The sequence below is a fragment of the Pseudomonas kairouanensis genome (assembly GCF_004682055.1).
Taxonomy (GTDB): Bacteria; Pseudomonadota; Gammaproteobacteria; order Pseudomonadales; family Pseudomonadaceae; genus Aquipseudomonas; species Aquipseudomonas kairouanensis.
In genome coordinates this window covers 31,073-56,030 of sequence record NZ_QUZU01000036.1, presented here as the reverse complement: position 1 = coordinate 56,030, position 24,958 = coordinate 31,073, and the positions used below count along the sequence as shown (strand labels likewise).

Annotated in this window: 22 protein-coding genes; 11 read left to right on the top strand and 11 right to left on the bottom strand. The window is 61.7% G+C overall.

The annotated features are described in order from the left end of the window. Positions 1–16: 16 nt before the first annotated feature. The gene (gene fpr, locus DYL59_RS23510; protein WP_003231344.1) at positions 17–796 is read left to right on the top strand and encodes a ferredoxin-NADP reductase; all 780 of its coding nucleotides are present in this window, start codon (positions 17–19) and stop codon (positions 794–796) included. A gap of 179 nt (positions 797–975) precedes the next feature. Here the strand turns inward: fpr and tsaA are convergent, their stop codons facing one another. The 5 genes from tsaA to rimO all read right to left on the bottom strand — a co-directional run bounded on the left by tsaA (position 976) and on the right by rimO (position 4,909). Beyond that, on the bottom strand, positions 976–1,671 hold the full coding sequence (gene tsaA, locus DYL59_RS23505; RefSeq protein WP_135291323.1) for a tRNA (N6-threonylcarbamoyladenosine(37)-N6)-methyltransferase TrmO: 696 nt from the start codon (positions 1,669–1,671) through the stop codon (positions 976–978). A gap of 3 nt (positions 1,672–1,674) precedes the next feature. Further along, positions 1,675–2,136: a YehS family protein gene (locus tag DYL59_RS23500; protein ID WP_135291322.1), complete on the bottom strand. Its 462-nt coding sequence runs from the start codon at positions 2,134–2,136 to the stop codon at positions 1,675–1,677. A 70-nt stretch (positions 2,137–2,206) separates the two neighbouring features. Beyond that, positions 2,207–2,917, bottom strand: coding sequence for an rRNA pseudouridine synthase (locus DYL59_RS23495; protein WP_135291321.1), 711 nt, complete (start codon positions 2,915–2,917; stop codon positions 2,207–2,209). 71 nt (positions 2,918–2,988) lie between these two features. After that, positions 2,989–3,462 carry a GNAT family N-acetyltransferase gene (locus DYL59_RS23490; protein ID WP_135291320.1) on the bottom strand — a complete coding sequence of 158 codons (474 nt, stop codon included), beginning with the start codon at positions 3,460–3,462 and terminating at the stop codon, positions 2,989–2,991. Positions 3,463–3,568: 106 nt separating this feature from the next. Next, positions 3,569–4,909, bottom strand: a complete 1,341-nt coding sequence (rimO, locus tag DYL59_RS23485; RefSeq protein ID WP_003231334.1) for a 30S ribosomal protein S12 methylthiotransferase RimO — start codon at positions 4,907–4,909, stop codon at positions 3,569–3,571. Positions 4,910–5,198: 289 nt separating this feature from the next. On the opposite strand from rimO, the gene DYL59_RS23480 reads away from it, so the two are divergent. The 3 genes from DYL59_RS23480 (at position 5,199) to DYL59_RS23470 (ending at position 8,877) form a co-directional block, all read left to right on the top strand. Next, positions 5,199–7,100 carry a potassium transporter Kup gene (locus tag DYL59_RS23480; protein ID WP_135291319.1) on the top strand — a complete coding sequence of 634 codons (1,902 nt, stop codon included), beginning with the start codon at positions 5,199–5,201 and terminating at the stop codon, positions 7,098–7,100. Between the two features lie 212 nt (positions 7,101–7,312). Next, positions 7,313–8,419 (top strand): NADH:flavin oxidoreductase/NADH oxidase, encoded by a 1,107-nt coding sequence (locus DYL59_RS23475; RefSeq protein WP_135291318.1) that lies wholly within the window; start codon positions 7,313–7,315, stop codon positions 8,417–8,419. A 272-nt stretch (positions 8,420–8,691) separates the two neighbouring features. Next, on the top strand, positions 8,692–8,877 hold the full coding sequence (locus DYL59_RS23470) for a hypothetical protein (protein ID WP_135291317.1): 186 nt from the start codon (positions 8,692–8,694) through the stop codon (positions 8,875–8,877). Positions 8,878–8,928: 51 nt separating this feature from the next. Here the strand turns inward: DYL59_RS23470 and DYL59_RS23465 are convergent, their stop codons facing one another. The 6 genes from DYL59_RS23465 to ydcS form a co-directional block, all read right to left on the bottom strand. Further along, positions 8,929–10,554, bottom strand: a complete 1,626-nt coding sequence (locus DYL59_RS23465; RefSeq protein WP_135291316.1) for a glucan biosynthesis protein D — start codon at positions 10,552–10,554, stop codon at positions 8,929–8,931. Positions 10,555–10,837: 283 nt separating this feature from the next. Then, a complete protein-coding gene (locus DYL59_RS23460; protein ID WP_135291315.1) occupies positions 10,838–12,262 on the bottom strand; it encodes a gamma-aminobutyraldehyde dehydrogenase in 1,425 nt (474 codons plus the stop codon). Between the two features lie 75 nt (positions 12,263–12,337). Continuing rightward, positions 12,338–13,147 carry an ABC transporter permease gene (locus DYL59_RS23455; protein ID WP_135291314.1) on the bottom strand — a complete coding sequence of 270 codons (810 nt, stop codon included), beginning with the start codon at positions 13,145–13,147 and terminating at the stop codon, positions 12,338–12,340. Continuing rightward, a complete protein-coding gene (locus DYL59_RS23450) occupies positions 13,137–14,066 on the bottom strand; it encodes an ABC transporter permease (RefSeq protein ID WP_135291313.1) in 930 nt (309 codons plus the stop codon). Before DYL59_RS23450 ends, DYL59_RS23455 begins: the two co-directional genes overlap by 11 nt. A gap of 1 nt (position 14,067) precedes the next feature. After that, positions 14,068–15,102 (bottom strand): ABC transporter ATP-binding protein, encoded by a 1,035-nt coding sequence (locus DYL59_RS23445; RefSeq protein ID WP_135291312.1) that lies wholly within the window; start codon positions 15,100–15,102, stop codon positions 14,068–14,070. 169 nt (positions 15,103–15,271) lie between these two features. Next, complete coding sequence (ydcS, locus tag DYL59_RS23440) at positions 15,272–16,423, bottom strand: putative ABC transporter substrate-binding protein YdcS (RefSeq protein ID WP_135291311.1); 1,152 nt, start codon at positions 16,421–16,423, stop codon at positions 15,272–15,274. A gap of 202 nt (positions 16,424–16,625) precedes the next feature. Between ydcS and DYL59_RS23435 the strand changes: the two genes are divergently transcribed. The 7 genes from DYL59_RS23435 to cheB all read left to right on the top strand — a co-directional run bounded on the left by DYL59_RS23435 (position 16,626) and on the right by cheB (position 24,913). Next, positions 16,626–17,333, top strand: a complete 708-nt coding sequence (locus DYL59_RS23435) for a tellurite resistance TerB family protein (RefSeq protein WP_135291310.1) — start codon at positions 16,626–16,628, stop codon at positions 17,331–17,333. A gap of 190 nt (positions 17,334–17,523) precedes the next feature. Continuing rightward, positions 17,524–19,167, top strand: coding sequence for a methyl-accepting chemotaxis protein (locus DYL59_RS23430; RefSeq protein WP_420359301.1), 1,644 nt, complete (start codon positions 17,524–17,526; stop codon positions 19,165–19,167). Next, positions 19,167–19,679, top strand: a complete 513-nt coding sequence (locus tag DYL59_RS23425; RefSeq protein ID WP_135291308.1) for a chemotaxis protein CheW — start codon at positions 19,167–19,169, stop codon at positions 19,677–19,679. Before DYL59_RS23430 ends, DYL59_RS23425 begins: the two co-directional genes overlap by 1 nt. After that, entirely contained in the window at positions 19,676–20,935 is a 1,260-nt protein-coding gene (locus DYL59_RS23420; protein WP_135291307.1) for a CheR family methyltransferase, read from the top strand. Before DYL59_RS23425 ends, DYL59_RS23420 begins: the two co-directional genes overlap by 4 nt. Next, the gene (locus tag DYL59_RS23415) at positions 20,932–21,633 is read left to right on the top strand and encodes a chemotaxis protein CheW (RefSeq protein ID WP_135291306.1); all 702 of its coding nucleotides are present in this window, start codon (positions 20,932–20,934) and stop codon (positions 21,631–21,633) included. Before DYL59_RS23420 ends, DYL59_RS23415 begins: the two co-directional genes overlap by 4 nt. Continuing rightward, positions 21,630–23,906, top strand: a complete 2,277-nt coding sequence (locus DYL59_RS23410) for a hybrid sensor histidine kinase/response regulator (RefSeq protein WP_135291305.1) — start codon at positions 21,630–21,632, stop codon at positions 23,904–23,906. Before DYL59_RS23415 ends, DYL59_RS23410 begins: the two co-directional genes overlap by 4 nt. Continuing rightward, a complete protein-coding gene (gene cheB, locus DYL59_RS23405; RefSeq protein ID WP_135291304.1) occupies positions 23,903–24,913 on the top strand; it encodes a chemotaxis response regulator protein-glutamate methylesterase in 1,011 nt (336 codons plus the stop codon). The genes DYL59_RS23410 and cheB overlap by 4 nt, the downstream gene beginning before the upstream one ends. Positions 24,914–24,958: the final 45 nt, after the last annotated feature.

Genomic DNA, 24,958 nt, shown 5'->3' with positions numbered 1-24,958 from the left:
CAGGAGTTCCCCGTACATGAGCAACATGAACCACGAGCGTGTCCTCAGTGTTCATCACTGGAACGACACTCTGTTCAGCTTCAAGTGCACCCGTGACCCGGGCCTGCGCTTCGAGAACGGTCAGTTCGTGATGATCGGCCTGCAACAGCCCAACGGCCGCCCGCTCATGCGCGCTTACTCCATTGCCAGCCCGAACTGGGAAGAGCATCTGGAGTTCTTCAGCATCAAGGTGCCGGATGGCCCGCTGACTTCCCAATTGCAGCACTTGAAGGAAGGCGACGAGATCATCATCAGCAAAAAACCGACAGGCACCCTGGTGCTTGACGATTTGAAGCCGGGCAAGCACCTGTACCTGCTCAGCACCGGTACTGGCCTTGCTCCGTTCATGAGCGTGATCCAGGACCCGGAAACCTACGAGCGTTTCGAAAAAGTGATCCTGTGCCACGGCGTGCGTTACGTCAATGAAGTCGCCTACCGCGAATTCATCACCGAGCACCTGCCGCAGAACGAGTTCTTCGGCGAAGCCCTGCGTGACAAGTTGATCTACTACCCAACCGTGACCCGCGAGCCGTTCGAAAATGAAGGCCGCCTGACCGACCTGATGCGCAGCGGCAAGCTGTTCACCGACATCGGCCTGCCTCCGATCAACCCCGAGGACGACCGCGCCATGCTGTGCGGCAGCCCAAGCATGTTGGACGAGACCAGCGAAGTGCTGAACAGCTTCGGCCTGAAAGTTTCGCCGCGCATGCGTGAGCCGGGTGACTACTTGATCGAGCGTGCGTTCGTCGAGAAGTGACCTCGGGTCACTTGTAGGAGCGAGCTTGCTCGCGAAGGTCGTCAACGATAACGCTGGCGTCCTGGACTAACTCGGTGAGTTTGCGTTTTTCGCGAGCGAGCTCGCTCCTACAGAGAATGCATTCGCAAAAAAGCCCGCGCAGCCTTCACAGGCCGCGCGGGCTTTTTCGTGTGTGCGAGTTACTGAGCTGGAAGCACTTCCAGCACACAAATCAGCCCAGCCTCGGGATAGTGCCAACGCACATCCACATCCCAGAACTGCGCGCCATACTCCCGCTCAGGCCCAGGCGTCTGATACGCCGGCCGTGGATCTTGCGCCAAACACTGCTCAATCAGCGCCACCAACGGCTCATCCAGCCGCTGGGCGTGGCTTTGTGCCTGGTGCAGTGCGGTCTTGAGCCACTGCACGGGAATCAACGTGGGCGCGCCACTGGCCATGTCATTGGTTGCGGTATCGATGATGTCGGCGTACGGCACATACGGCTTGATATCCAGCACCGGCGTGCCATCGAGCAGGTCAATTCCGGAAATCCACAGCTTGCCAGGCTCGACCTTGTCCAGCTTCACCACCGACTGGCCGATGCCATTGGGCCGGTGCGTCGCACGGGTGGCAAACACGCCCATGGACGTATTGCCACCCAGGCGCGGCGGGCGCACTTTCAGGCGTGGCTTGTCTTCCAGGGCCTGGTGGAACAGAAACAGCAGCCACACATGGCTGACCTGCTCCAGACCCTGCACGGCCTCACCGCCGTCAAACGGCGCCACCAGTTCCAGCACACCACGGGCGGCGGGCGCCAGTTGCGGTTGGCGCGGGATAGCGAACTTCTCCTTGAAACAGGAGCGCACGAAACCAACGGGCGAGACGTTGTAGCTCATGGCTTAGGTACGCACCCGCAGCGTCAGGCCCTTGAGGAAATTGCGCAGCAATTGGTCGCCGCACGTACGGTAGTTGGTGTGGCCAAACTTGCGGAACAACGCGCTCAGTTCCGGCTTGGATACCGGGAACTCTGCAGCCTTGAGAATTGCGTGCATGTCGTCTTCTTTCAGTTCGAAGGCCACGCGCAGTTTCTTGAGGATGATGTTGTTGGTCACCGGCGTTTCGATCGGCTGAGGCGGGCGGCTTTCGTCCTTGCCACGCTTGAAGATCACCAGGCCATCAAGGAAGTGCGCCATGACGTCGTCCGGGCAGAACACGAAGCCTTCTTCCTCATCTTTCTTGAGGTACGTGAGCAGGTCTTCGTTGGTCACGTCCATGCCGCCGAGCTTGATGATCTCGACCATCTTGTTGTCGCTGATGTCGAGCATGTAGCGCACGCTGCGCAGTACGTCGTTGTGAATCATGGTGGGCAATCCTGGTATTGAACGGGGGACACCGCCGAATCAGGCGGTATCTAAAAAAAGGGGCAGCGGCTTAGAACTTCTCTTTGCCGGACAGGTAGCGCCATTGGCCGACCGGCACTTTGCCGATGGACACGCCGCCGATGCGGATGCGACGAATAGCGATGACCTTCAGGCCAACCGCTTCGCAGAACAGTGCAATCACGCCCGGCTGCGGGTTTTTCATCGCAAAGCGCAGGCGGTTTTCGTTCTGCCAGCTGGCTTTGACTGCCGGCAGTTCCTTGCCTTTGTAAGTCAGGCCATGGTTGAGGCGGTTGAGGCCATGGGCAACCATGTCGCCTTCGACTTCCACCACGTATTCCTGCTCGATCTTGGCGGCATCGGCGGTCAACTTGCGCAGAATCTTCCAGTCCTGGGTAAACACCAGCAGGCCGCTGGCCTTGGGCTGCAGGTCGGCGCTGGCGGTCAGGCGCAGGAAGTGGCCCTTGAGCGGGCGCTTGCCGAAGCGGTGTTCTTCGGACAGCGTCTCGGCGCTGATCGTGGCCAGGGCGGTTTCGGCGTCCACGCCGGCAGGAGCGTGCATCAGGATGGTCACCGGCTCCGGCGCGGTGGCCTTGGCTTCGGGGTCGAGTTCGACCTTTTGGGTGGTGACCTTGAACTGCGGCTCGTCGATCACTTCACCGTCCACCGAGACCCAGCCGCCTTCGATAAACAGCTCAGCCTCCCGACGGGAGCAACCGACCAGTTCGATAAGGCGTTTGGAGAGGCGTATGGGGTCAGTCATGACAAGGGCCGTAACAAAAGGGGGCGGCTATTGTACCTGTGTGGGGCCGGTTAATCCCGGCTCCATTTCAATTAGCCCTGGCGAGCTTGTTGCTGCGCCTGGCGCAAACGCATGTGCAGCAACGGATAAGGTTGCCCCAGGCCATCCTGTTCCGTACGTCCGATCACCTCGAACCCTTGCTTGAAGTAAAAGCCCAGCGCTTGTGGGTTCTGTTCGTTGACGTCCAGCTCATCGGCATTCATGTGTTCGATGGCGTATTTCAACAATTGTCGGCCAAGCCCCTGGCCCCGATGCGGCGGGTCGATAAACAGCATCTCCACCTTGCCCGCCGCCACGCCGGCAAACCCGGTAATGCGCTGGCGCAGGTCCTTGGTGCAGATCAACATCACGCAATCGAGGTAGCGGGTCAGCACCAGGTTTTTGAGCAACAGGATGTAGCTGTCCGGCAAAAAGTCATGGGTCGCCCTTACCGAGGCCTCCCAAATCCGCGCCAACTCGGTGTAGTCGCTGGTTTTAGGTGTGTGGATAACCGAATGCTGACGCATGCCCGCTGCCCCTTGCCGATGATGATTGGCGTTGATGGGCAAAACGATAGACGTAAAAAAGCCCCGCTTCTTGTCCAGAGGCGGGGCTTTTTGAATCTTTACAGATTTAGTCGCGCTTTTCGGCCCACAAGTCGTACTCGTCGGCGTCTGTCACGGTGCACCAGACCTTGTCACCTGGCTTCAAACCGCTGGCATCGTCGATAAACACGTTACCGTCGATCTCCGGCGCGTCGAAGAAGCAACGGCCAACCGCGCCTTGCTCGTCGACTTCGTCGATCAGCACTTCGATTTCCTTGCCGATGCGCAGTTGCAGGCGCGCCGAGCTGATGGCCTGCTGGTGCGCCATGAAACGCTCCCAACGGTCCTGCTTGACGTCATCCGGTACCACGGCCAGGTCCAACAGGTTGGCGGGGGCGCCTTCAACCGGCGAGTACTGGAAGCAGCCGACGCGGTCCAGTTGGGCTTCGGTGAGCCAGTCCAGCAGGTACTGGAAGTCTTCTTCGGTTTCGCCAGGGAAACCCACGATGAAGGTGGAGCGGATGATCAGTTCCGGGCAGATCTCGCGCCAGTTCTTGATGCGCGCCAGGGTCTTGTCTTCGAACGCCGGGCGTTTCATCGCCTTGAGCACTTTCGGGCTGGCGTGCTGGAACGGGATGTCCAGGTACGGCAGGATCTTGCCGGCGGCCATCAACGGGATCAGCTCATCAACGTGCGGGTACGGGTAAACGTAGTGCAGGCGCACCCACACACCCAGGCTGCTCAGGGCTTCGCAGAGTTCGGTCATGCGGGTTTTCACCGGCGCGCCGTTCCAGAAGCCGGTGCGGTATTTCACATCGACGCCATAGGCGCTGGTGTCCTGGGAGATCACCAACAGTTCCTTCACGCCGGATTTGACCAGGCGCTGGGCCTCGTCCAGCACATCGCCGACCGGGCGGCTGACCAGCTTGCCGCGCATCGACGGGATGATGCAGAAGCTGCAGCTGTGGTTGCAGCCTTCGGAAATCTTCAGGTACGCGTAGTGACGCGGGGTCAGCTTGATGCCTTGGGGCGGCACCAGGTCGATCAGCGGGTTGTGATCCTGACGCGGCGGCACCACTTCGTGCACGGCATTGACCACCTGCTCGTACTGCTGCGGACCGGTCACCGCCAGCACGCTCGGGTGCACGTTGCGGATATTGCCTTCTTCCACACCCATGCAGCCGGTCACGATGACCTTGCCGTTTTCCTTGATGGCTTCGCCGATCACTTCCAGGGATTCGGCCTTGGCCGAGTCGATGAAGCCACAGGTGTTGACCACCACCACGTCCGCGTCCTGGTAAGTGGACACGACGTCGTAACCTTCCATACGCAGTTGCGTAAGGATGCGCTCGGAATCGACGAGTGCCTTCGGGCACCCCAGGGAAACAAAGCCAACCTTGGGGTTGGCTTTTGCGATGGTGGTGGACATGTCTAACCTCGGTATTGAATGACGCCGCCAGTCGGGCACGACAAGGCGGTAGACGGGCACTTGGTGTGCCTCTGATCAAAAAGTGCGCAATTCTAGCGACGGGCAACGCACTTGACCAGCTTTATGCGGGGAAATGCGACGAGTGCTGCGCTATGCTTCGCGCCGTTGCACACGGGTAGAACCCCGAGGTCAATAAAACGTCTGTTACGAGAAGTAAAACAGCGCATGCTAGGTTCAACTCAGAAGCGCTGTTTATAAAAGACCTCAGGTCAAAAGGCAGGAGTGGTTGATGGGTCAGGCAAGTAGTCCGGCGGCAGGCGCCGAGCATTCCACCGCGAAGCCGATTGGCATGCTGGTGGCAGCGGTCGGGGTGGTTTACGGTGATATCGGGACCAGCCCGCTCTATACCCTCAAAGAGGTGTTCAACGGCGGGTATGGGGTGCAGGTCAACCATGACGGCGTCTTGGGGATTCTGGCGCTGATCTTTTGGTCGCTGATCTGGGTCGTGTCGATCAAATACATGCTGTTTGTGCTGCGTGCCGACAACCAGGGCGAAGGCGGCATCATGGCCCTGACGGCGTTGGCGCGACGGGCGGCGGGGGAGCGCAAGAAGTTGCGCAGCTTCCTGGTGGTGTGCGGCCTGTGCGGGGCCGCGCTGTTCTACGGTGACAGCATGATCACCCCGGCGATTTCCGTGCTGTCGGCCGTTGAAGGCCTGGAGCTGGCGTTTGACGGCCTGGAGAAATGGGTCGTGCCCATCGCCCTGGTGGTGCTGGTGGCGCTGTTCCTGATCCAAAAACACGGCACCGACCAGATCGGCAAGCTGTTCGGGCCCGTCATGGTGACCTGGTTCCTGGTGCTCGGTGGCCTGGGCGTATACGGCATCACCCTGCATCCTGAAGTGCTCAGCGCCATGAACCCGATGTGGGCTGTGCGCTTTTTCGAGGCACATCCGGGCATTGGCGTGGCCATCCTCGGGGCGGTGGTGCTGGCACTGACCGGCGCCGAAGCGCTGTACGCCGACATGGGCCACTTCGGCCGCAAACCCATTGCCCGTGCCTGGTTCATCCTGGTGCTGCCGGCGCTGGTGCTCAACTATTTTGGCCAGGGCGCGATGCTGCTGGGCGACCCGGAAGCGGCACGCAACCCGTTCTACCTGCTGGCACCGAGTTGGGCACTGATCCCGCTGGTGGTGTTGTCCACCCTGGCCACGGTGATCGCGTCCCAGGCGGTCATCTCCGGCGCGTTCTCCCTGACCCGCCAGGCGATCCAGCTGGGTTACATCCCGCGTATGCATATCCAGCACACCTCCAGTGCCGAGCAGGGCCAGATCTATATCGGTGCGGTGAACTGGTCGCTGATGGTCGGCGTGATTTTGCTGGTGCTGGGCTTCGAGTCGTCCAACGCCCTGGCCTCGGCGTACGGCGTAGCGGTGACCGGGACCATGCTGATGACCACCATCCTGGTGTCGGCGGTGATGCTGCTGCTGTGGAAATGGCCACCGATACTGGCGGTGCCGGTGTTGGTCTGCTGCCTGTTGGTGGACGGCCTGTACTTTGCCGCCAACGTGCCCAAGATCATCCAGGGCGGTGCCTTCCCGGTGCTGGCGGGGATTGTGTTGTTTGTGCTGATGACCACCTGGAAACGCGGCAAGCAATTGCTGGTGGAGCGCCTCGACGAAGGCGGCCTGCCGCTGCCGATCTTTATCGGCAGTATTCGCGTGCAACCGCCCCATCGCGTGCAGGGCACGGCGGTGTTCCTCACGGCGCGCCCGGATGCAGTGCCCCACGCGCTGTTGCACAACCTGCTGCATAACCAGGTGCTGCACGAGCAAGTGGTGCTGCTGACAGTGGTCTACGAAGACATCCCGCGGGTGCCGGCTGCGCGGCGTTTCGAGGTGGACGCCTTCGGTGACGGCTTCTTCCGGGTCATCCTGCATTTCGGTTTTACCGACGAGCCGGATGTGCCCGAAGCGCTGAAATTGTGCCACTTGGATGACCTGGACTTCAGCCCGATGCGCACCACCTATTTTCTCAGTCGCGAGACGGTGATTGCTTCGCGCATCAAGGGTATGGCGCGCTGGCGCGAAAGCCTGTTCGCCTTCATGTTGAAGAACGCCAACGGCAACCTGCGCTTCTTCAAACTCCCGGTAAACCGGGTGATCGAGCTGGGCACCCAGGTCGAAATGTAAGCGCTGGCAGCACGGGAGCCGGCAATCGGCTCCCGCTTTGCGTCTGAACCCTGTGCAATCGGGCGTTGTCGACTAGGCTCTGTAGGAGCGAGCGTGCTCGCGAAAAACGTCAACGGTAACGCGTAAATCCTGGATGGACGCGGCGACATTGAGGCCTTCGCGAGCAAGCTCGCTCCTACAGAAGTGCCCACAGAACCCAGAAGAGGTGCGCCATGAGTCAGCTGCTCGAACCCTATACCCTGCGCCAATTGACCCTGCTCAACCGCATTGCGGTGTCGCCCATGTGCCAGTACTCCGCTGAAGAAGGCCTGGCCAATGACTGGCACCTGGTGCACCTCGGCAGCCGTGCCGTGGGCGGTGCCGGGCTGATTTTCACCGAAGCCACCGCCGTGACCGCCGATGGCCGCATCACCGCCCAGGACCTGGGACTGTGGCACGACGCCCAGATCGAACCGCTGCAACGCATCACCCGTTTTATCGCCGCCCAGGGCGCAGTGGCCGGGATCCAGTTGGCCCACGCCGGGCGCAAGGCCAGCACCCATCGGCCATGGATCGGCAAGCATGGCAGCGTCAAGGTGCAAGACGGCGGCTGGACCCCGGTAGGCCCCTCACCGATTGCCTTCGACCCCCAGCACACCCAGCCCAAACCCTTGGACGAAGGCCAGATCCAGCAAGTGATCGCCGACTTTGTCGCCGCGGCCAAGCGCGCGTTGACCGCCGGGTTTGAGGTGGTCGAGATCCACGCCGCCCACGGCTATTTGCTGCATCAATTCCTTTCGCCCATCAGTAACCAGCGCCAGGACCAGTACGGTGGCTCGTTTGAAAACCGTATCCGTCTCGTGCTGCAGGTGACCAAGGCCGTGCGTGACGTCTGGCCGCAAGAGCTGCCGCTGTTTGTGCGCGTCTCCGCCACCGACTGGGTCGAAGACGGCTGGAACCCCGATGAAACCGTGGAACTGGCGCGCCGCCTGAAGGACCTTGGCGTGGACCTGATCGATGTGTCCTCCGGTGGCACCGCCGCCAATGCCGAGATCCCCACCGGCCCGGGTTACCAGACCCGCTTCGCCGAGCGCGTGCGCAAGGAGTCCGGCATCGCCACCGGCACCGTCGGCATGATCACAGAGCCCGCCCAGGCCGAGCACATCCTGCGTACTTGCCAGGCCGATATCATCTTCCTGGCCCGTGAGCTGCTGCGTGATCCGTACTGGCCCTTGCACGCCGACGATGACTTGGGCGGGCGCAAGGCAATATGGCCGGCGCAGTACCAGCGCGCCACCCATCGTGACCAGCCGATCCATGAGTCTGACCTGAGGGATTGAGCCCACAGGGCGCAGCACCCGAACCCACCCTGACCCGGTGGGTTTTTTTACGCCCATAGGGTGGGATATGCCTGTAGGTCTTTGTTACCGCGATAGTTTTTTAAGTGAATACTCTAAAAAAATCCCACAGGTGGCGAGATAGTTTCTACGCTTAGGGTAAGTCTGATTTCTGGCCCAGGGAGTCAGTCTGTTTGTCCACGGAGGCATTGCGCTTCACGGGAGGCAGGTGATGGGCACAAGGAGTGTTTGATTGATATCAGGAGTAGCAGTCCATGACCAAGTCCTATGGTGTGGCGGGTGCAGTGGCGTCATTTCTCACCCGCAGGTTGTCTTTGCGTGGTCGCAGGTTGAGTTTGGAAGAGGCGGAGTTGGTGGAGCAGTACCGTGCGTTGACCGAGAGTGATCAGGTGGCGATGCGGTATTTGATTGGGGCAATGAAGAGTGTGTCGCGGTTTTAGAGGCAGGGCTGGACAATGTGGGAGAGGGCAAGCCCCCTCCCATATTGAATCTTAGGTGTACTTGCGCTGTTCGGGGGCTGGCGGGAAGTACTGATACAACCAGGTTTCACTCAGCGTGCGGTCCTGGGTACGGATGAACAGCCGCAGCTCCACCGGCTCCACGCTGTCGCTGGTGGGGTACCAGTCAAACAGGATGCGGTAGCCCTTGATGTTGTCGAGCACCAGCACGCTGAAATCCTTCACCTGGCCGTGGGAGCAGGTCACCACCGGCTCGATCCCGGTGCCGGCCGGCAGTCGGTCCAGGCCACCGCCCTTGAAGTCCACGGCAAAACGACGGGCCCACACCTCGGGGTAATGCTCCCCCGGTGCCCAGCCTTCGGTAAAACCGCCCATGCCGGAGCGGGTCGCATCCACCTGCGCCAACGGCGTGCTCACCGGCGGCAATGCGCTCCAGTACAACTTGTAGCCATAGTTGAGCGAGTCGCCGGCGGCCACGGGTTTCTTCGGGGTCCAGAAGGCCACGATGTTGTCCAGGGTTTCGCCGGTGGTAGGGATTTCCAGCAAATCGATGGAGCCTTCGCCCCAGGCGGTGGTGGGTTCGACCCACAGGCTTGGGCGCTTGCTGTACCAGTCCACCGTGTCCTGGTAGCTGGCGAACTCATGGTCGGTCTGCACCAGGCCGAAGCCCTTCGGGTCTTTGTCGGCAAACGCGTTGAACTGCAATTTGGCCGGGTTGTTCAGCGGACGGCAGATCCATTCGCCATTGCCGCGCCACATGGCCAGGCGGTCCGAGTCATGGATTTGCGGGTGGATGGTGTCGCACATGCGGCGCTCATGGGTGCCACAGCTGAACATGCTGGTCATCGGTGCGATGCCCAGTTGTTCGATGGTGGTGCGCGCATTGATATGGGCATCGATGGCCATCACCACTTGGCTGGCCTGGCAGTCGATATCGAAGCGATAGGCGCCAGTGGCGCTTGGCGAGTCGAGCAAGGCATAGACCACGAAGCGGGTGGCGTCCTTGTCCGGGGTTTCGAACCAGAACTGGGTGAAATCGGGGAACTCCTCGCGTTTTTTCGCGTAGGTATCGATGGCCAGGCCACGGGCCGAAAGGCCGTATTGGCCTGTGGCGTCCACTGCGCGGAAGTAACTGGCGCCGAGGAACGACAGCACGTCATGGCGATCCAGCTCCGGGGCCTTGAACAGCTTGAAGCCAGAAAACCCCAGGTCGCCGGTCAACTGCTTGGTGTCTACCGTGGTTTTTTCATAGTTGAACAGCGAAGGACGAAAGTGCACCTCGCGGGATGCGCGGGTCTTGGGGTCGACACTGTGCATGCGCACCGGCGTCTTGAAGCCCATGCCGACGTGGAAGAACTGCACATCCAACTGACCGTTCAATTCTTTCCACAGCGAATGCTGGCCGTCATAGCCGATGGCATTGAAATTCTGCGGGGTCATGGTCGCCAGGGTCGGTGGCAGTACCTGCTTGGTGTCTTTATAGGCGGTCCCGGCCAGTTGCTTGGCCTGGGCCTTCAGCGTTTCAAAATCGAACGACACGGCCTTGCCATCGGCTGCGCGGTTCCCGGCCCACGCCTGCGCAGCGAGCAGACCGCTGGCCGATAAACCGGTGTAAGCCGCAATGGCCATGGACGCTTTGAGCAAATTCCTGCGGTGCATAGAGACAACCTGTCGTGAGCAAATCCCGCGCCGTTCCTGGCACGTACTGGATAAGAAATTACGGTTCGGACATGCCTTCGGCCAAACGCAACGGACAATAAACAGACGCCGGATAGCTTAAGCGGTTCGATGACGTAGGAAAAATGATTGATAGCGGGGTGATGGCGCTGCATATGAAACAAGACGTTTCCGGCTACTGGTAGGAACACGGTATCTATTAAATGTGAAGATCCAATGTGGGAGCGAGCTTGCTCGCTCCCACATACAGCAGTTCTGCGCTGTGTCAGTGCTTGAACATGACGTGCCGCACGGTGGTGTAATCCTCCAACCCATACATCGACATATCCTTGCCATACCCTGACAGTTTCTGACCGCCGTGTGGCATTTCACTGACCAGCATGAAGTGGGTGTTCACCCAGGTGCAGCCGTACTGCAACCGCGCCGCCAATCGATGGGCACGGCCTACATCAGCGGTCCATACCGATGACGCCAGCCCGTAGTCCGAATCGTTGGCCCAGCCCAGCACCTGCGCTTCATCGCTGAATTGGGTCACCGACACCACCGGCCCGAACACCTCGCGACGCACAATCTCATCGTCCTGTTGCGCATCGGCCAGCACGGTTGGCTCAAAGAAGAATCCATCGCCCGCCACCGCCTTGCCACCCGTTACCAGCCGGATATGCGGCTGCGCCACGGCACGTTCCACAAACCCCGCCACGCGGTCACGGTGTTGCGCGGTAATCAGCGGGCCCAACTCGGTGTTTGGGTCGTCCTGCAAGCCGTACTTGAGGGTGGAAACTGCCGCGCCAAGCTTTTCGACAAATGCGTCATAGATATCGGCCTGGGCATAAATCCGACACGCCGCCGTGCAATCCTGCCCGGCGTTGTAGAAACCAAAGGTGCGAATGCCTTCAACGGCCGCGTCGATATCCGCATCATTGAAGATGATCACCGGCGCCTTGCCGCCCAGTTCCATGTGCAGACGCTTCACGCTGTCGGCGGTGTTGGAAATGATATTCGCGCCAGTGGCGATAGAGCCGGTCAGCGACACCATGCGCACTTTAGGGTGGTTCACCAGCGGGCTACCCACGCTGGGGCCACGGCCGAACACCAGGTTGAGTACACCCGCCGGGAAAATCTCCGACGCCAACTCCACCAAGCGCATCGCGGTCAGCGGGGTTTGTTCCGACGGCTTGAGCACCACGGTATTACCGGCGGCCAAGGCGGGTGCGATTTTCCAGGCGACCATCATCAAGGGGTAGTTCCACGGCGCAATCGAGGCGATCACACCCACCGGATCACGACGGATCATCGACGTATGCCCCGGCAAGTATTCGCCACCGGCCGAACCACTCATGCAGCGGCTGGCGCCGGCAAAGAAGCGGAACACGTCGGCAATTGCCGGGATCTCATCGTTCAGCGCTGCGCTGTAGGGCTTGCCGCAGTTATCCGACTCCAACCTGGCCAGTTCTTCGCTGTGGGCTTCGATCGCGTCTGCCAGTTTCAACAGTAGCAGCGAGCGATCCTTGGGCGCCGTTTGCGACCAGCTTTCGAACGCCGCATCCGCAGCACGCACGGCGGCATCCACCTGGGCTTCGCTGGCCTCGTTGATGTGTACGATCACTTGGCCCAACGAGGGGTTCAACACCGGCTGGGCCGCGCCTTCGCCGGCCACCAACTGGCCGTTGATCAGCAATTGGGTTTGCATGGTTCAGCTCTCCTCTGAGCGACTGTTTACCCCTGACGAAACCGGATCTGCATGTGGGTTCCTCCAGTGGCATCGTTATTTACCACCACTGCCCGCCACGCTTTCACCACCGCGTGTCAGGTAGTAGGCACCGAGAATCGGGAACATCGTCACCCCCATCACCAGCATGGCGACCACGTTGGTGACAGGCACATCCCGAGGGCGACTCAACTGGTTGAGCAGCCACAGCGGCAAGGTGCGCTCGTGACCGGCCGTGAAGGTGGTCACGATGATTTCGTCGAACGACAGCGCAAAGGCGAGCATGCCGCCGGCCAGCAGCGCCGAGCCCAGGTTGGGCAGGATGATGTAACGGAAGGTCTGCCAGCCGTCGGCGCCCAGGTCCATCGAGGCTTCGATGAGGCTGTGGGAAGTGCGGCGCAGGCGGGCGATGACGTTGTTGTAGACGATCACCACGCAGAAGGTGGCGTGGCCGACGATGATAGTGAACATGCCAGGCTCGATGCCCAGCGTCTTGAAGGTTGCCAGCAAGGCGATGCCGGTGATGATCCCCGGCAGCGCAATGGGCAGGATCAGCATCAGCGATACGCCTTGCTTGCCGAAGAATTCACGCCGATACAACGCCGCCGAGGCCAGCGTGCCAAGCACCATGGCGATCAGCGTGGCGATGGCTGCGATCTGCACTGACAGCTTGATCGCCTCCAGTACGTCCGGCCGCGCAAAGGCCACGCTGAACCACTTCAAGGTGAAACCCTGGGGCGGAAAGCTGAACGCGGCTTCCTCGGTGTTGAAGGCGTAGAGGAAGATAATCAGGATCGGGAAGTGCAAAAACACCAACCCGCCCCAGGCGGCCATGCGCAAGCCGATTGATGCTTTTTCAGAGTGCATCGAAAGCCCCCAGGCGTTTGACGATGGACAGGTAAATCGCGATCAGCACGATGGGCACCAGGGTGAACGCCGCCGCCATCGGCATGTTGCCAATAGCGCCTTGCTGGGCGTACACCATGCCGCCGATGAAGTACCCAGGCGGGCCCACCAGTTGCGGCACGATGAAGTCCCCCAGGGTCAGCGAGAAGGTGAAGATGGAGCCGGCGGCAATCCCCGGCACCGACAACGGCAGAATCACGTACATGAAGGTCTGGCGCGGCTTGGCCCCCAGGTCTGCCGAGGCTTGCAGCAACGATGGCGGCAACCGTTCCAGGGACGCCTGGATCGGCAGAATCATGAAGGGCAGCCAGATATACACGAACACCATGAACCGCCCCAAATGCGAGGTGCTCAAGGTGCTGCCGCCCACGCCGGGAATGCCCAGCACCCACTGCAACACCGGTTCCAGCCCCAAGTGCTGTACGAACCACTGTGCCACCCCGCCCTTGGCCAGCAACAAGGTCCAGGCATACGCCTTGACGATGTAGCTGGCCCACATTGGCATCATCACCGCGATGTAGAAAAACGCCTTGGTCTTGCCCGTGGTGTAGCGCGCCATGTAGTAGGCAATGGGGAACGCCACGATAGCACTGGCGATAGACACCGTGATCGCCATGCCCAGGGTGCGCTGGATGATGTCGAAGTTCGACGGCTGGAACAGCGCGGCAAAGTTGGCCAGGGTCAGGCCCGGGGTGACCGCCATGGTGAAGTCATCGAAGGTGTAGAAGCCTTGCCACAGCAGGGTCAGCAACGAACCCAGGTAGATCGCGCCGAACCAGAGCAGCGGCGGTACCAGCAGCATCGCCAGGTACAGGTTGGGCTTGCGGTACAGCAGGTTGGAAAACCTGCGCATCGGCGCCAGGGAAAGGGAAGGGCTCATGTCACACCTCGCCAGTGCTGTCGCTCAGCGGTGTCATGGCTTCCCGCGTCCAGCGAGCGGTGATCGCCTGGCCGACCTGGTGGTGGCTAGTGGTAGCCAGCCACTGGTTGTTGGCCTCGCTGATATTCAGCATCTGGCCGTTTTCCAGTTTCAGCTCGTAGCGGGTGGCACTGCCCTGGTATTGGATGTCATGCAGTACGCCGCTGATTTGCACTTCGCTGGCGCCCAGTGGGCCTTGGGCAAAGCGCACATGCTCGGGGCGGATCGAGAAGGGATGCGGGTGACCGCTGAGGCGCCGGGCCAGTTCGCCGCGAATCACGTTGGAGGTGCCGACGAACTCGGCGACAAACACCGTGGCGGGCTTCATGTACAGGTTGCGCGGGGTGTCGACCTGCTCGATACGGCCCTTGTTGAACACCGCCACACGGTCAGACATCGACAACGCTTCGGTCTGGTCGTGGGTCACGAAAACAAAGGTGATGCCCAGTTGGCGCTGCAGCTTTTTCAGCTCGCTCTGCATCTGCTCACGCAACTTGAGGTCGAGGGCGCCCAGGGGTTCATCCAGCAGCAACACCCGTGGGCGATTGACCAATGCGCGAGCCAGGGCCACGCGCTGGCGCTGGCCGCCGGAGAGCTGCACCGGCTTGCGCTCGCCGTAGCCGGCCAGGGCGACCATGGCCAAGGCCTCTTCGGCACGATTATGCCGTTCGGTCTTGGCCACGCCCTTGACCTTCAGGCCATAGGCAACGTTGTCGCGCACATTCATGTGGGGGAACAGCGCGTAGTCCTGGAACACCGTGTTCACATCGCGCTGATACGGCGGCAAGCCGGCAGCTTCGGCGCCATGGATGCGGATCGAGCCTGCGCTGGGCTGCTCGAACCCGGCAATCAGGCGCAGGCAAGTGGTCTTGCCCGAGCCGGAAGGGCCGAGCAGGGAAAAGAACTCGCCGTCCTGGATATCGATGGAAACCCGGTCCACGGCTTTGACGTCGCCGAAGTGACGGCTGACGAGAGTGAATTGGACTGCAAGCGTCATGGTGCGGAGCTCCGAAAAAGCAGGGGCCTGGTGGCTGAAGTTGACTCGGTCCAAATGTGGGAGCGGGCTTGCTCGCGAATGCGGTACATCAGACACATATGTGTCAACTGACACACCGCATTCGCGAGCAAGCCCGCTCCCACATTGGATTCAGGTCGCCAGTGACACCTCAGCGCCCGCCCATGATCGCAATGTAGTCCTGGGTCCAACGGCTATACGGCACAAACTTGCCGCCTTCAGCCTGTGGGGTTTTCCAGAAGGCGATCTGGTCGAACTGGTCAAAACCATTGGTCTTGCAGCCTTCGGCTCCGAGCAACTCACTTTCCTTGCAGGCCGCTGGCACCGCCGGCAATGAACCGAACCATGCCGCCACATCCCCCTGGACCTTGGGCTGCAGTGACCAGTCCATCCACTTGTAAGCGCAGTTGGGGTGCTTGGCATCGGTGTGCAACATGGTGGTGTCGGCCCAGCCGGTGGCGCCTTCCTTGGGGATGGTCGAAGCGATCGGCTGTTTCTCGTTCTGCAAGCCGTTGACCTGGTACGGCCAGGCGCTGGAGGCCACCACGCCTTCGTTTTTGAAATCACTCATTTGCACGGTGGTGTCGTGCCAGTAGCGGTGGATCAACGGTTGCTGGGCGCGCAACAGGTCGAGCACGGCCTTGTACTGAGTTTCGGTCAATTCATAGGGGCTCTGGATGCCCAGTTCCGGCTTGGCGCTCTTGAGGTACAGCGCCGCATCGGCAATGTAGATCGGGCCGTCATAGGCCTGCACGCGGCCTTTGTTCGGCTTGCCGTCCGGCAGGTTTTGCGCCTCGAACAGCACGTTCCAGCTGGTGGGCGCAGTCTTGAACACTTCGGTGTTGTACATCAATACGTTCGGACCCCACTGGTACGGGGTGCCGTAGGTTTGCTGGCCGGCCACGTACCACGGCGCGTCCTTGAGGCGTGGGTCCAGAGACTTCCAGTTGGGGATCAGCGCGGTATTGATCGGTTGCACGCGCTTGCCGCCGATCAAGCGCAGCGACGCATCACCCGATGCGGTCACCAGGTCATAACCGCCCTTGGCCATCAGGCTGACCATTTCGTCCGAGGTGGCGGCGGTTTTCACATTCACTTTGCAGCCGGTTTCCTTCTCGAAACCGGTCACCCAGTCGTAGGCCTTGTCGCTTTCGCCGCGCTCGATATAGCCGGGCCAGGCGACGATATCCAACTGGCCTTCGCCGGCGCCTACCGCCTTGAGCGGTTCGGCGGCCTGCAGGCTGGCGCTGGCCAGCAGCGCGGTGGTCAAGGCGCTGAGCAGTGCGGTCGTGTGCGCGGACATGGGGGTTCCCTCTTCTTTAGTTATGGTCGGGGCAGTTTTTAAGTGGTGATGCTTCAGCTTAGTAGCTGTTTTAAAAAAGCTCGCGCTGGCGCCGTAACGCATGGCGTTACATCTGGAAGCACTATAGATCAGGGCTTTTTGGCACTTAGTTTTACGCTGGGGGCCTATTGGTCCTACGAACACAAGTGCCTGGAGGCTGCGAATGAATACCCGTGGATTGCTCGATCAATTGCTCAAATCTGGCCAGGACATGCTGCAAAACAAGGCTGGCGGCCAGCGTAAATCGGACGACAAAGGTGCGTTGGGCGGTTTGCTCGGTGGCGGCGGCCTGGGCAGCCTGCTCGGCGGCGCGGGCGGCGGTGCTCTGGCGGCGGGGGCCATGGGCCTGCTGCTGGGCAACAAAAAAGCGCGCAAGTTCGGCGGCAAGGCCCTGACCTATGGCGGCCTGGCGGCATTGGGTGTCATTGCCTACAAGGCTTATGGCAACTGGCAGGCGCAACAGGCCAATGCGCCAAAAGGCGAGCCACAAACCATCGACCGCCTGCCGCCGGCCCAGGTTGAACAACACAGCCAGGCCATCCTCAAGGCGCTGGTCGCTGCCGCCAAGGCCGATGGGCATGTGGACGAGCGCGAGCGCACCCTGATCGAAGGCGAATTTACCAAGCTCGATAACGACCGCGAACTGCAAAGCTGGCTGCACACTGAACTCCACAAACCCCTCGACCCCGCTGACGTAGCCCGCGCCGCCGGCACCCCGGAAATGGCTGCCGAGATGTACATCGCCAGCGTGATGTTGGTGGATGAAGAAAACTTTATGGAAAAGGCCTACCTCGACGAACTGGCGCGTCAGCTCAAGCTAGAGCCGGGCCTGAAGGCCGAGCTCGAAAAGCAGGTACGCCTGAACGCCTGAATACCGGTTGTACCTCGGGCAAAATGTGGGAGGGGGCTTGCCCCCGATGGCAGTGTTTCAGCCCCTTTACAGGTGACTGACACACTGCCATCGGGAGCAAGCCCCCTCCCACATTTGCATTGCATGAGCACTTCATCAAAAGCCATTGATTAATGAGGGCTTATGCTCAGCTATACTCCCCCTCATTTGAATGGCCCTTCGAGGAATTACTGTGAAGAACTGGACCTTGCGCCAACGGATCTTGGCAAGTTTTGCGGTCATTATCGCCATCATGCTGTTAATGGTTGTGGTCTCCTATTCACGGTTGCTGAAGATCGAAACCAGCGAAGTCGCGGTCCGTGACGACGCGGTGCCGGGGGTTTACCTCAGTTCCATGATCCGCAGTGCGTGGGTCGACAGTTACCTGCAAACCCTCGAATTACTGGGCCTGCGCGAAGACAAGCAGCTCAGCGATGCCGACAGGGCCGAGTTCAAGTCCTTCGAGGCGCGCATCCTGCAGCAGATGGACAACTACGAAAAAACCATCGCCAGCGGCACTGATCGTACCGAGTTCGACAAATTCGAAGCCCTGCACCAGGCCTACAACAAAAGCTTGTCTGCGGTGCTCGACAGCCTGCAACGTGGCGACCTGGCCGCCGCGCGTAAAGAGCTTGATACCCAGCTCACGCCGACCTGGACCGCAGGCCGCATGAAGCTCAATGACATCATCACCGAAAACAAGAACGTCGCCGATCGTGCGACCAATGCCATCGATGACGCCGTTTCGGCGGCGAAAATCAGCATGTTTCTGTCCCTGGTCGTAGCGATCCTGGCTGCCGGCCTGTGTGGCTTGCTGCTGATGCGCGCAATCATGGCGCCGATGCAACGCATCGTTGAAATCCTCGAAACCATGCGCGGCGGCGACCTGAGCAAGCGCTTGAACCTGGAGCGCAAGGACGAATTCAATGCGGTGGAAACCGGCTTCAACGACATGATGACCGAGCTTACGGCCCTAGTGTCCCAGGCCCAGCGCTCATCGGTGCAGGTCACCACCTCGGTGACCGAGATTGCAGCCACGTCCAAGCAGCAACAGGCCACCGCCACCGAAACCGCGGCGACCACCACCGAGATCGGCGCCACGTCCCGCGAGATCGCCGCCACCTCCAAGGACCTGGTGCGCACCATGACCGAAGTGTCCACCGCCGCCGACCAGGCTTCGGTAGCCGCCGGCTCCGGCCAGCAAGGCCTGGCGCGCATGGAAGAAACCATGCACTCGGTGATGGGCGCCGCCGACCTGGTCAACGCCAAGCTGGCGATCCTCAATGAGAAGGCCGGCAATATCAACCAGGTGGTGGTGACCATCGTCAAGGTCGCCGACCAGACCAACCTGCTGTCGCTCAACGCGGCCATCGAGGCCGAAAAGGCCGGTGAATACGGGCGCGGTTTTGCCGTGGTTGCCACCGAAGTCCGTCGCCTGGCCGACCAGACCGCCGTGGCCACCTACGACATTGAGCAGATGGTGCGCGAGATCCAGTCGGCGGTGTCGGCGGGCGTGATGGGCATGGACAAGTTCTCCGAAGAAGTACGCCGGGGCATGTTCGAAGTGCAGCAAGTGGGCGAGCAGCTGTCGCAAATCATCCACCAGGTACAGGCGCTGGCGCCGCGGGTGTTGATGGTCAACGAAGGCATGCAGGCCCAGGCCACCGGTGCCGAGCAGATCAACCACGCGCTGGTGCAGTTGGGTGATGCCAGCAGCCAGACCGTGGAGTCGCTGCGCCAGGCCAGTTTTGCCATTGATGAACTGAGCCAGGTTGCGGTCGGTCTGCGCAGCGGCGTGTCGCGTTTCAAAGTCTGATGAGCGACCTCGCGGCTAAACGCGGCGCCGTCCCGGCAGCGAAAAAGGCGTTGTTCCTGGTGTTCCACATCGGCAGCGAACGCTACGCCCTCAAGGCCACCGAAGTGGCCGAGGTGCTGCCGCGCCTGCCGCTCAAGCCCATCGCCCATGCGCCCGTGTGGGTGGCGGGCATCTTTGCCCACCGGGGTGCGCTGGTGCCGGTGATCGACCTGAGTGCCCTGACCTTCGGCGCCCCGGCCCAGGCCCGGACCAGCACGCGGCTGGTGCTGGTCAGCTACCAACCCCAGCCGTGGAGCGAAGCACGCTGGCTGGGGTTGATCCTTGAACAAGCCACCGACACCCTGCGTTGCGACCCGGCCGAATTCCAACCTTATGGCCTGGATAACCGCCAGGCGCCCTACCTGGGGCCGGTGCGCGAAGATGCGCTGGGCCTGATGCAGTGGATCGGCGTGAACGACCTGCTCACCGATGACGTGCGTGCCCTGTTGTTTTCAGCCGAGTTGAGCGTATGAGCAACGACCCGCGTTTCTTTGCCTTCCTCAAGGAGCGCATCGGCCTGGACGTGGCTTCGGTGGGAGAGGCCATCATCGAACGTGCCGTGCGCCAGCGCATCCACGCCACCCCAGGGCAGACGCCGGGTGAATACTGGCAGTTGCTGCAAAGCTCCCAGGATGAGCAGCAGGCGCTGATCGAAGCGGTGATCGTGCCCGAGACCTGGTTTTTCCGTTATCCCGAATCCTTCGTGACCCTGGCCAAGTTGGCCAAGGCGCGGCTGATCGAACTCAAGCAAATGCGTGCACTGCGCATCCTCAGCCTGCCGTGCTCTACGGGTGAGGAACCTTATTCGATCGCCATGGCCCTGCTGGACGCGGGCCTCGCGCCGCACCAGTTCAAGGTGCTGGGGCTGGATGTCAGCCCGTTGTCGGTGGAACGTGCGCGCCGTGGGGTGTATGGCAAAAACTCGTTTCGTGGTGGGGATATCGCCTTTCGTGACCGGCACTTCGTTGAATATGGCGACGGTTTCCATATGGCCGACCGCGTGCGTGAACAGGTGCGCCTGCAAGTGGGCAACCTGCTCGACCCGACGCTGCTGGCCAATGAAGCCAGCTACGACTTCGTGTTTTGCCGCAACTTGCTGATCTACTTCGACCAGCCGACCCAGAAGCAAGTGTTCGAAGTGCTCAAGGGCCTGACCCACGTCGACGGCGTGCTGTTTATCGGCCCCGCCGAGGGCAGCCTGCTGGGGCGCCATGGCATGCGTTCGATTGGCGTGCCGCAGTCGTTCGCGTACAGCCGCCAGGGTTCGCCACAAGCGCCTGAGCCGGTGTACGTGCCGGTGCCCATGCCGCCCCCTGTGCGCACGGCGGCATCGGTGCCGGTCAAGCCGCGTCCATTCAGCACGGTCAGCGCGCAGGTGGTGCCGATCAAGGCGCCGTCCTCCGATGCCGATACCTTGCTCAGTCGCATCGCCACGCTGGCCAACGAAGGCAAGAGCGCCGAGGCCCGTGCCGCATGCGAGCACTATTTGAACAGCCACCCGCCGGCCGCCCAGGTGTTCTACTGGCTGGGGCTGCTCAGCGATGTGGATGGCAGCGCCCTGCAAGCCCAGGGGTTTTACCGCAAAGCCTTGTACCTGGAACCGCAGCACCCGCAGGCCCTGATGCACCTGGCCGCGTTGCTCGAATCCCAGGGCGACAGTGCGGGGGCGCGCCGCTTGCAGGCACGCGCCGCCCGGAGTGAGCGAGCAGACAGTGAGTCCAAACGATGAGTAGCACTGAGGCGCTCAATACCGCAGGCCTGGACCTGACCCTGGCCGACACCCAAGCCATCGACGACTGCTGGAACCGCATCGGCATCCATGGCGACAAATCGTGCCCATTGCTGGTGGACCATATTCATTGCCGCAACTGCTCGGTGTATTCCGCGGCCGCCACGCGCCTGCTGGACCGCTATGCCTTGCAGCAGGACGACCACCGCCCTCGCGCTGCCGTCGAGCGTGGCGAGGAAGTGGTCACTCGTTCACTGTTGATGTTCCGCCTGGGCGAGGAGTGGCTGGGCATCGCCACCCGCTGTCTGGTGGAGGTGGCGCCGCTGCAACCGATCCACTCCCTGCCGCACCAGCGTTCCCGCGCCTTGCTGGGCGTGGCCAATGTGCGTGGCGCGCTGGTGGCGTGCCTGTCGCTGGTGGAGCTGCTAGGCCTGGATGCCACCCACAATGGCAACACTGGCGGGCGCATCATGCCGCGCATGCTGATCATCGCCGCCCAGGACGGCCCGGTGGTGGTGCCGGTGGATGAAGTCGACGGCATCCACGCCATCGATGAGCGTACCTTGAAGGCCGCGTCGGTGTCCGGCACGCAGGCCAGTGCACGCTATACCCAGGGCGTGTTGCAGTGGAAAGGCCGCAGCCTGCGTTGGCTGGACGAGGCGCAATTGTTGTCTGCCGTGACCCGGAGCCTTACATGACCCCCGACCAGATGCGCGATGCCTCGCTGCTGGAACTGTTCAGCCTGGAAGCCGACGCACAGACCCAGGTACTGAGCGCGGGCCTGCTGGCCCTGGAGCGCAACCCGACCCAGGCCGACCAGCTCGAAGCCTGCATGCGCGCCGCCCACTCGCTCAAGGGCGCGGCGCGGATTGTCGGGGTGGACGCTGGGGTCAGCGTGTCCCATGTGATGGAAGACTGCCTGGTCAGTGCCCAGGAAAGCCGCCTGTACCTGCAGCCCGAGCATATCGATGCGCTGCTGCAAGGCACCGACCTGCTGATGCGCATCGCCACCCCCGGCAACACCGTAGGCCCAGCGGATGTCGAGGCCTATGTGGCGCTGATGGAGCGCTTGCTCGATCCGTCCCAGGCGCCGGTTGTTAGCGTGGCGCCGCCCGTTGCACCGCAGCGGGCCCCGGTGGTCGAGGAGCTGCCACCGGAGCCGGAGCCCGCGCCGCCGGTCGTCGCCGAACCGCAACGCCAGAACAAACGCATGACCGAAGGCGGTGAACGCGTGCTGCGCGTGACCGCCGAACGCCTGAACAGCCTGTTGGACCTGTCGAGCAAGTCCCTGGTGGAAACCCAGCGGCTCAAGCCGTACCTGGCCAGCCTGCAACGCTTGAAGCGCATGCAAAGCCAAGGCGTACGCGCCCTGGACACCCTGGACGGCCAGCTCAAGACCCTGGACCTGAACCTCGAAGCCCAGGAAGCCCTGGCCGATACCCGTCGCCTGCTCGCCGAAGCCCAGGCCCTGCTGGCGGAAAAAACCGCCGAGCTCGATGAGTTCGGCTGGCAGGCCGGGCAGCGTGCCCAAGTGCTTTACGACACCGCATTGGCCTGCCGCATGCGCCCGTTTGCCGATGTGCTGGCCGGGCAAGTGCGCATGGTGCGCGACCTGGGCCGCAGCCTGGGCAAGCAGGTACGCCTGGAGATCGAGGGCGAAAAGACCCAGGTCGACCGCGACGTACTGGAAAAGCTTGAAGCGCCGCTCACCCATCTGCTGCGCAATGCGGTCGACCATGGCATTGAAATGCCTGAGCAACGCATGCTCGCCGGCAAGCCCGCCGAAGGCTTGATCCGTCTGCGCGCTTCCCACCAGGCCGGTTTGCTGGTGCTGGAATTGAGTGACGACGGCAATGGTGTCGACCTGGAGCGCCTGCGCGGCACCATCGTCGACCGGCACTTGTCGCCGCTGGAAACCGCCCAGCGCCTGAGCGAGGAGGAGTTGCTGACGTTCCTGTTCCTGCCGGGGTTCAGCCTGCGGGACAAGGTTACTGAAGTGTCCGGGCGTGGCGTCGGCCTGGATGCGGTGCAGCACATGGTGCGCCAACTGCGCGGCGCGGTGGTGCTGGAGCAGACGGCGGGGCAGGGCAGCCGTTTCCACCTGGAAGTACCCTTGACCCTGTCGGTGGTGCGCAGCCTGGTGGTGGAGGTGGGCGAGGAAGCCTACGCGTTCCCGCTGGCCCATATCGAACGCATGTGCGACCTGGCGCCAGACGACATCGTGCAACTGGAAGGTCGCCAGCACTTCTGGCACGAAGGCCGGCATGTCGGCCTGGTCGCCGCCAGCCAGTTGTTGCAGCGCCCGCCTGGGCAGAACAACGACGAAACCTTGAAAGTGGTGGTGATCCGCGAGCGCGATGCGGTCTACGGGATTGCCGTAGAACGCTTTATCGGCGAGCGCACCCTGGTGGTGCTGCCGCTGGATGATCGCCTGGGCAAGGTCCAGGATATTTCCGCCGGTGCCCTGCTGGACGATGGCTCGGTGGTGCTGATTGTCGATGTGGAAGACATGCTGCGCTCGGTGGACAAACTGCTCAACACCGGCCGCCTGGAACGCATCGCCCGGCGCAGCCAGCAGACCAGCGAAGCGCCGCGCAAACGGGTGCTGGTGGTGGATGACTCGCTCACCGTGCGTGAGCTGCAACGCAAATTGCTGCTCAATCGGGGTTACGAAGTGGCGGTGGCGGTGGATGGCATGGACGGCTGGAACGCGTTGCGCTCCGAAGACTTTGACCTGTTGATCACTGATATTGATATGCCTCGCATGGACGGTATTGAATTGGTCACACTTTTGCGTCGTGATAGTCGCCTGCAATCGTTGCCGGTGATGGTGGTGTCCTACAAAGACCGTGAAGAAGACCGACGCCGTGGCCTGGATGCCGGCGCCGACTATTATTTAGCCAAAGCCAGTTTCCACGATGACGCCCTGTTGGACGCCGTGGTGGAACTGATCGGAGGCGCGCGGGCATGAGGATTGCAATCGTCAATGATATGCCCCTGGCGGTGGAGGCCTTGCGCCGTGCCTTGAGTTTCGAGCCCGCGCATCAGGTGGTGTGGGTGGCCAGCAATGGCCTGGAAGCCGTGCAGCGCTGCGCGGAATTGACGCCCGACCTGATCCTGATGGACCTGATCATGCCGGTGATGGACGGCGTGGAAGCCACGCGCCAGATCATGGCTGAGACGCCGTGCGCTATCGTCATCGTGACCGTCGACCGTCAGGCCAACGTCAGTCGCGTCTTCGAAGCCATGGGCCATGGTGCCCTGGATGTGGTGGACACGCCGCCTCTGGGCGTGGGCAACCCCAAGGATGCGGCGGCGCCGCTGCTGCGCAAGATCCTCAACATCGGCTGGCTGATTGGCCAGCGTGGCAGCCGTGTACGCGCCGAAACCGCGCCCCCGCGCATCACCGGCAAGCGCGAGAGCTTAGTGGCCATCGGCTCTTCGGCCGGCGGCCCGGCGGCCCTGGAAATCCTGCTCAAGGGCTTGCCCCAAGACTTTCCCGCCGCCATTGTGCTGGTGCAGCATGTGGACCAGGTGTTCGCCGCCGGCATGGCCGAGTGGCTGAGCAGTGCCTCGGGCCTGCCGGTGCGCCTGGCCCGCGAGGGGGAGGCGCCGCAAAGCGGCGTGGTGCTGCTGGCCGGCACCAATCACCACATTCGGCTATTGAAAAATGGCACGCTCGCCTATACCGCAGAGCCGGTGAATGAAATTTACCGGCCTTCGATCGATGTGTTTTTTGAAAGCGTGGCCAGCCACTGGAATGGCGACGCCGTCGGCGTATTGCTGACCGGCATGGGTCGCGATGGGGCCCAGGGCCTCAAGTTGCTGCGAGAACAAGGTTATTTGACCATCGCCCAGGATCAGCACAGCTGTGCGGTGTATGGCATGCCCAAAGCGGCGGCGGCAATTGATGCTGCTGTTGAAATTCGCCCACTGGATAGAATTGCGCCCCGATTGCTGGAGGTATTTTCAAAATGATGTTTACCCTCCGCGGTGTTGGCTTGCAGGTAGTAATTCAGGTGA